The following is a 7921-nucleotide window of genomic DNA, read 5'->3' as shown; positions in this document are numbered from 1 at the left end:
GGCGGCGGCCCAGAGGGCGAGCTGACCGCCGGCGGAGTGGCCGGTGACGACGGTGCGGCGGGGCGGAGTGGATCTCATGGTGCACTCCTTCGGGGTGGGGGAATCCGGTGGGGGAATCTGGTGGGGGGTGGAGCCTGCGGTGCGGCGGTGATCACCGCAGGTGTGCGGTGTGCGTATGGCCGCGCGAGCCCTCGACGCGGACGGTGACGACCGGTCGGCGGCCCGGGGTGACGGTGACCGTGTCGTCGGCGCGGACCACCTCCCGTACGGGGAAGGGCAGTTCGAGGCTGACCGTCGTTCCGGTGCGGCCCGGATCGGCCACGGCCAGCGATATGCCGTCGCCGCCGCGTCGTGCGATCACGGTGCAGGGGCCCGATGCCTTGATCCCGGCCGCGCTGCCCGGCTGCCAGAAGTGCGCGGCGAGAAGGCCGTGGCGGCGGGCCTCTACGGCCTGGGCGGTGGCGTCGTTGGCCACGATGCGGACCGGCCGGGAGTGGGACCAGACGGCGGTCGCGGTGGCGCTCGCTCCGGGGAGGAGGACGTAGGCGTACGAGGACGCGGCGGGGGAGACGCCGTGGTCGAGCCACAGGGTCAGATAGCGGCGGGTGACCGGAGTGGTGCTGCCTCCGGTGTCCGCGCCGGTGTTGATCGCCCGCCAGGTGCCGGTCCGCTCCTCGCGCAGGGCGCGGAGGCGGGTGCCGCCCCTGCCGTCGGACGGCTGGGCGGGGAGATCGGGGAAGACGTAGCCGCCGGTGCCCTCCAGATGGGCCCAGCGGGCGCCGGGCAGGGGCGCCGACCAGCCCGATCGCGAGGGCTGCCGCCGGCCGTCGACCGTGAGCCGGGGCGCACCGTCCTCGTACAGATTCCGGTTCTCGACGACCGTCTCGATGCTCCGGCCGTCGCTCGCGGTGATGTCCGCGCCCAGGGCCACGACCGCGTTGTCCAGGGAGAACCACGCCTTCCTCGCCCGCAGCGTGCTGCCGTCGGCGAGGAGTTCCATCGCGGCGGCGCCGAATCTGCCGTCCAGCACCGCGCCGCCCGCGACGGCGTTCTTCGGCCGGTAGGTCCCCGTACCGCCGCCCGACCCGATGTCGGCACGCTCACGGGTGTCCACGGTGGTGCCCGGCAGGCGGTACGGGTCGACCGTCGCCCAGAAGCCGTCCCCGAACTGCCCCAGGTCGTCGCCGTCGTACAGATAGGCCATGCCGTCGCCGGTGTACCAGCCGTGCAGGTTCTCGCCGTTGCCCGCCTCGTACGCGGCGATGCGCTTCGAGGAGAGCGAGAGCGTGAGCGCCCAGCCGGGGCGCCGGTGCACCACCCGGTCCATGTCGGCGAACGCGAAGTGCCCGGTGAGCCGGTCGGTGGCGGGTACGGCGGGGTCGTCGAGGACGGTCTTGGCGCGGGCGAGAGCCGGGACGCCCACCAGGCTCAGGTAGGGGTGGGACGTGTTGCGGCGGATCCAGCCCTTGGCCAGCGCGCGCCAGCGTTCGGCGTATGCGGCGGGGGCCCCGCCCGCAAGTTGCAGGATGTTGGTGAGCGCCGCCGCGCCGTCCTTGTGGTCCGGTGCCTTCTCACGGGACGTCGCACGGCCGCGCACCGCGTCCATCATCAGTCCGTCGAAGACCACCGGCGAGAAGGTCCGGTCCACCGCCTCGTAGAGCACTGACGTCTTCGGATCGGTGACGGCCCACTCGGAGTCCGCGAGCAGCGCGATCAGCTGTCCCGCGCTGCCGAGCAGGACACTGCCGTACGTTCCCGTGTACGCGACGGAGCCGTGCTGCACGAACGACCCGTCCTCGTAGAACCCGTCGCCCGAAGTGACGTACGTGAACAGGCTGTTCTTGCCCTTGTCCCGGACGTCGGAGAGACCGTCGCGGGCCAGCGCCAGAGTCGTGGAGTCCCGCGCGAGGAGCCCGCGCAGCGCCACGATGACGGCCTTGTCGGCGCGGTTGGCGCCCGTCTCGGACAGCGTCGGGGCGTTGGTGCGGCGGTCCGGGTCCGGGCAGAATTTCGCCACCGTGGAGACGTACTTCGCCAGGTCGGCCGCGGGGATCTTCCCCCGCAGCAGGACGCAGGTGTCCATCAGGGCGCGGGGTGCTCCGATCTCCCAGAACCACCAGTTGCCGGATTCGGGGCGGCCGGGGTTGTAGGCGTCGGCGTGCAGGAAGCGCAAGGCTTCGAGCAGGGTGTCCGCCGCTTCGGCGCTGTCGCTGAGTGAGGTGCCTGGCGTGGCCCAGGCCGTCGCGATCGTGCGCAGGCGGGTGTAGCTCTGGCCGAAGTTGCCCGGGTCTTTCGCGGGGGAGAGGTCGGTCCACAGGGCGGTGCGCCCCGCCGACCGGTCCAAGTCCTTCCACCAGCCGGAAGCCTGGGTGTCCAGGACCTTCAGCGCCGCGGCGAAGTCCGGGTCGGCGGCGTCGAACGCGCCGCCGGTGAGTTGCGCTGCCGCGCGGACGAGCAGCGGATCGTACGAGTCCGCTTCGTTCGCCTGGGCTGCCCATGCCGTGCCGCCGGTGGCAACCGGCACAAGCGCGGAGACGGCACCTGCGGCGAGGAGTGTGCGGCGGCGGGGTCCGGTGGGGCCGGGGAGGGGCGTGGGCATGCGGGACTCCCATGGGGTGTCAGGGCATCGGAGTGGGGGAGTGAGGCGCGTGAGCGATTCCGCGACAGCATGTAAGCGGTTGCTATGCGGGGGCAAGAGGGCCCGGCATCTTTCTATGTTCTTTCTGTCCGTGCGGGGTTCCGGGGGGATCCCACGTGCCTTAACCGGTTACATCGGCCGATGCCGCACGGGACTTGGTGGGTGCCTCTGCGTCTGCGTCTGCGCCTGCGTTCGCGTCTGCGTCTGCGGGCGCGTCGCGCCTGGGCGCGCAGCTCCCCGCGCCCCTTACGGGGTCCGCCGCGCCGCCACCGAATCGCGCACCACGATGTGCGTGCCGAGCGTCAGTCCGCCCTCGGCCGGCTGCTGCCACGCGTCGGCCTCCGCTTCCGCTTCCGGGACCGCGAGCCGCACCGCCTGCCGCCCCATCTCCTCCAGCGGCACGTGCACGGTCGTCAGGCGGGGCCGCAGGACCTGGGCCGTGGGCACGTCGTCGTAGCCGGCCAGGGAGACGTCGTCCGGGACCCGCAGGCCCGCCTCCTCCAGGGCCTGCAGCGCCCCGATCGCCACCATGTCGTTGGCCGCGAAGACCGCACTGAACTCCAGCCCGGACGCCAGGAGTTCGGTCAGCCTGCGGTGTCCGAAGGCGGGGCTGAAGGCGCCGGTGTGCACCAGCTCGGGCGCGTACGGGACGCCGCGCAGCTCCAGGGCCCTGCGGTGTCCCGCGATGCGGTCGCGGGTGGTGGAGAGGTCGGGCGGCCCGCCCAGGTAGAGGATGCGGCCGTGGCCCTGCGTGAGGAGATGGTCGGTGAGGGCGAACGCGCCCCCTTCGTTGTCGTACTCCACCGAGAGGGTCGGCACGTCGCGGCCCACCGACGGCCTCCCGCACAGCACGAGGCGTGCCCCGCCCGCGTGCAGATCCCGTGCCCTGCGGGCGACTTCGCGGGCGTACGCGCGATCCGAGTGCGCGCCGCCGACCAGGACCACCGCGTCCGCACGCTGTTCGTGCAGCAGGTCGACGAAGGCCAGCTCGCGCCGCGGGTCGCCGTGGGTGCAGCAGACCATGCAGAGCCGTCCGGCCTCCGACGCCGCCCGTTCGACGCCGCGGGCGATGTGGGCGAAGAACGGGTCGACGACGTCGTGCACGATGATGCCGACCGTCCGGCTCGACGTCCCTGCCAGCGCCCGCGCGTGCGCGTTGACGACATAGCCGAGCTCCCGGACGGCCTCCTCGACGCGCTCGCGGGTGGCCCGCGCCACCGGGTAGTTGCCGTTCAGGACGCGGGAGACGGTGGCCGATGAGACCTCGGCGCGTGCCGCGACGTCGATGACTGTCGCCCGTCGCCGCTCCGGGCCATGCGCTGCCGCTGCCGCCTCTGTCATGTGCTCGCCCTTCTCTTTCGTACGGGATCGTCGTGGCTTGTCGCGCAGTTCCCCGCGCCCGTTACGGGGTCCGCCCCAACCGGCACAGATGGTAAGCGTGTACTGAACTCAGCCCATGGCGCCAGAGGAGGGGTGGAAAAGTCCAAGAGCGGAGGGCCTCCTGGGTGTTGACGGCGACAGTAAGCGATTACTACGTTGCGGCCCCATGGCTGAGAACAGGACCCGAACCGCACGTGCTCGCAGTACCCGCGCCGTCCGTGCCGCGACGGCGACGGCGGCCGCGACCACGACGGTGGCGCTCGCCCTCCCCGCCCACGCGGCGCCCTTCGACCCGGCGCCGGGCGCGGACGGCGTCGGCGACCCGCTGTTCCCGACGCTCGGCAACGGCGGCTACGACGTCCGCCACTACGACCTCTCCTTCGACTTCACGCCGGTGACGTACGACTTCACCGGCACCGTGAGGATCAAGGCGAGAGCCACCCAGGACCTGTCGTCCTTCAACCTCGACGTCGACTCGCTGGCCATCGACACCATCAAGGTCAACGGGAAGAAGGCCACTTGGGCCATAGGCCCCGGCCAGAGCGGCCAGGAGCTCACCGTCACCCCGGCGGGCGGCCTGCGCGACCGCCGGGCCTTCGACGTCGAACTGACCTACCACGGCAACGGCAGGACCAAGCCGGTCGGCCAACCGGGCTGGCGCTACATGTCCGACGGCGGCTTCGCCTCCGCCGCCCAGGCATCCCGCGCGGACACCTTCGCGCCGGTCAACGACCACCCGTCCGACAAGGCCACCTGGACCTTCCACCTCACCGCCCCCGACGGCTGGACACCCGGCGCCAACGGCAACCTCACCGGCACCCGCGACGCGGCCGGATCCAAGAAGACCTGGGACTTCTCGCTCAAGTCCCCCATGGCGCCCGAGCTGTTGGGGATCTCCGTCAACAAGCAGACCTACGTCTACGGACGCGGCCCGCACGGAGTGAGGCTGCGCCATCTCATCCCCGAGGACCAGCAGGCGAAGTACAAGCCCATCGCCGAGGAGACCGGCGGGCAGCTGGCGTGGCTGGAGAAGACCCTCGGCGTGCGCTACCCGTTCGACACCTACGGGGTCCAGATCGTGCGGGACGGCTACAGCGACGCGTTGGAGAATCAAACCCTGTCACTCTTCGGGCCGTCCTGGTTCGACCGGCCCACCTACTCGACCACCATGATCCACGAGCTGACCCACCAGTGGTTCGGCGACTCCGTCACCCCCGCCACCTGGCAGGACGCCTGGCTGAACGAAGGACCTGCCGTCTACTACGCGGCCGTGTGGGCGGATCAGAAGGGCTTTCAGCCCATCGAGGAGAAGATGAAGACCGCGTACGCCAAGCTCGACGCGGTCCGCAAGACCGACGGCCCGCCCGGAAAACCCACCGGGCTCGGCGGCTTCAACATCTACGACGGCGCGGCGGTCTCCCTCTACGCCCTCAACCAGCAGATCGGGCAGCAGAAGTTCGAGGCCGTCATGAAGTCGTGGCTGAGCAAGCACCGGCACGGCAACGCCTCCACCCAGGACTTCATCGACAACGCCGTCGAGGTCACCGGCGACGACTCCGTCGGCACGTTCCTGCACCACTGGCTGTTCGACCTCGACAACCCGCCCATGCCGGGACACCCGGACTGGGGTGTCGCGAAGTGAAGCGGCACCAGAGTGCATGGAAGCGCCCACACATCGCCGCGGCGGCCCTCGCGGTGGCGACCGTCGGCGCCGTCATCGCCCCGCAGAGCGCGGCCCAGGCCGCCCCCGGCCCCAAGATCCTCCACGCGGCCCCGAAGGGCTCGGGAGAGTCCTGCACCGCCACCCGCCCCTGCTCCCCACAGGCCGCCCGTGACGCCGCCCGCACGGTCAGCGGACGGGACGTACGCGTCGAACTCGCCGACGGCACTTACGAGATGAGCGAGCCGCTCAAGCTGGGCGCGGCCGACTCCGGGCGCGACGGGCACACCGTCACCTGGACCGCGGCGCGCGGGGCCGAGCCGGTGTTCTCCGGCGGGCGGCAGCTCAAGGGATGGTCCGAAGCCGCCGACGGCACCTGGACGGCCGATGTCCCCGAAGGGGTCACTCCGCGCCAGCTGTTCGTGGACGGAGAGCGGGCGGTACGCGCGCTGGGCGCGGCCTGCGCCCCGAGCACCTGTGACGCGACGAAGACCGGCATGACGGGGGCCACCGCGACCGGCATCGCCACCTGGAAGCGGCCCACCGGCGCGGAAGCCGTCATCAAGATCCGCTGGCGCGACTACCACTGCCGCATCACGGGCGTCGAAGGCGACAACCTCACCTTCGCGCAGCCCTGTTGGACCAACTCCGCGAGCGGCACGGACCGTACGGGCCCCGCCTGGGACTCCACCACCGTCGACTCCTCGCGCTACTCCGGGGTCGCCTTCTTCGAGAACGCCCGCGAACTCCTCGACAAGCCGGGCGAGTTCGTCTGGGACGCCGATGACCGCACCGTCACCTACCTCCCGCGCAAGGGCGAGGAGATGCGCGACGCGCGCGTGCTCACCCCGGTGACCGAGCGGCTCATGGTCGTCGACGGCGCCCATGACCTGCGCGTGCAGGGCATCGGCTTCGCGTACGCGGCGTACGGCCAACCCTCCACCGACGAGGGCTACGCGGGCACCCAGGCCGGTCTCACCCTCACCGGGGCGACCGGCCCTGTCGATCACGCGGGCCGTCACTACACCAAGCCGAGCGCGGCGCTTACGGTGCGCGGCGGTCGCCATGTGACGGTCACCGGCAGCGAGTTCACGCATCTGGGTGGAGCTGGAGTCGTCCTCGAAGCAGGCACCAAGGACACGTCGGTCACCCGCTCCCGCTTCACGGACCTGTCGTCCGGCGCCGTGTACGTCGGCGACACCGAGCCGAAGCCGGACGCGGAACTGGCGGGTGAGCGAAACACCGTCGCGTACAACACCATCCGCCGCACCGGCGTCGAGTACACCGACGCGGTGGGCATCTGGGCCGGATACGAGGCCGAGCTCAGCGTCGACCACAACACCCTGGACGACCTGCCTTACTCGGGGATCTCCGTCGGCTGGGGCTGGAACCAGCCCGAGGTCCAGAAGTCCGTGCTCCGCGACAACCGGATCACGAACAACCGGATCACGAACGTGATGCGCGTCGAGCACGCGCAGCACGACGGCGGCGCCATCTACACCCAGGGCGCGCAGCCCGGCACGGTCGTATCCGGCAACTACATCAACCGCTCCGCCTACGGGAACACCGAGCGCGACGGCAACGGCATCTACCTCGACGAGCAGTCCTCGTACATCCGCGTCGAAGGCAACGTCATCACCCGCATCGGCTACAAGTGGGTCTCGAACTGGGCCGATTACGGCATCCAGAACCACGCCACCGGCAACTGGACCGACACCGACGCACCGGCGCTCACGGGCACAGGATCGACGATGAAGGACAACCACACCAAGCTCGACCGGTTGCCATCGAAGGCGCTCGCCGTGGCGGCCCGCGCGGGCGCGCACGGAGCGGCGGCCGAGCAGCTCCGCCCGGACCTCGCCCGCGCGGGCGCCGCGTCCCAGTCCTCCACGGACGGTACGGCCGAAGCGGCGTACGCGACCGACGGGGACACCTCCACCGACACCCGCACGCTGTCCGAACCGGGCGCCTGGTGGCAGGTCGACCTCGGCGAGGCGCGGCGCGTGGGACAGGTCGAGGTCTGGAACAACACCTCCATGACCACGGCCGACTTCGACGTCCAGATCGCGAGGACCGCGGACTTCTCCGACGCCACGACCCTGCACGTCACCGGACGATCGCTTCGGCCCACACTCCTCGACACGGACGCGGAAGCCAGATACATAAGGATCAAGCTCACCGGCACGGGACGCGTGGCGCTCGCCCACGTACTCGTGCATCCTGCACGTACATAGGCAACACCC

4 protein-coding genes are annotated in these 7921 nt (G+C 71.2%); 2 read left to right on the top strand and 2 right to left on the bottom strand.

All coding sequences use genetic code 11. The features are described from left to right. Positions 1 to 151: 151 nt before the first annotated feature. The gene (locus tag ABD378_RS11275) at positions 152 to 2599 is read right to left on the bottom strand and encodes a polysaccharide lyase 8 family protein (protein ID WP_344520477.1); all 2448 of its coding nucleotides are present in this window, start codon (positions 2597 to 2599) and stop codon (positions 152 to 154) included. 285 nt (positions 2600 to 2884) lie between these two features. After that, entirely contained in the window at positions 2885 to 3979 is a 1095-nt protein-coding gene (locus ABD378_RS11270) for a LacI family DNA-binding transcriptional regulator (RefSeq protein WP_344520476.1), read from the bottom strand. Positions 3980 to 4184: 205 nt separating this feature from the next. Between ABD378_RS11270 and ABD378_RS11265 the strand changes: the two genes are divergently transcribed. Both ABD378_RS11265 and ABD378_RS11260 read left to right on the top strand, forming a co-directional pair. Further along, positions 4185 to 5660, top strand: coding sequence for a M1 family metallopeptidase (locus ABD378_RS11265; RefSeq protein ID WP_344520475.1), 1476 nt, complete (start codon positions 4185 to 4187; stop codon positions 5658 to 5660). Then, a complete protein-coding gene (locus ABD378_RS11260) occupies positions 5657 to 7912 on the top strand; it encodes a galactose-binding domain-containing protein (RefSeq protein ID WP_386543156.1) in 2256 nt (751 codons plus the stop codon). The genes ABD378_RS11265 and ABD378_RS11260 overlap by 4 nt, the downstream gene beginning before the upstream one ends. Positions 7913 to 7921 lie beyond the last annotated feature (9 nt).

Source organism: Streptomyces rectiviolaceus, from assembly GCF_039533825.1.
GTDB classification, from domain to species: domain Bacteria; phylum Actinomycetota; class Actinomycetes; order Streptomycetales; family Streptomycetaceae; genus Streptomyces; species Streptomyces rectiviolaceus.
Note: the sequence above shows the minus strand (reverse complement) of the source record. Positions and strands in the feature narration are given on the sequence as shown.

Bases quoted from the DNA above. Each gene is read 5' to 3' on its own strand.
- ABD378_RS11275 (WP_344520477.1), bottom strand. From the start codon at position 2,599: ATGCCCACGCCCCTCCCCGGCCCCACCGGACCCCGCCGCCGCACACTC.
- ABD378_RS11270 (WP_344520476.1), bottom strand. From the start codon at position 3,979: ATGACAGAGGCGGCAGCGGCAGCGCATGGCCCGGAGCGGCGACGGGCG.
- ABD378_RS11265 (WP_344520475.1), top strand. From the start codon at position 4,185: ATGGCTGAGAACAGGACCCGAACCGCACGTGCTCGCAGTACCCGCGCC.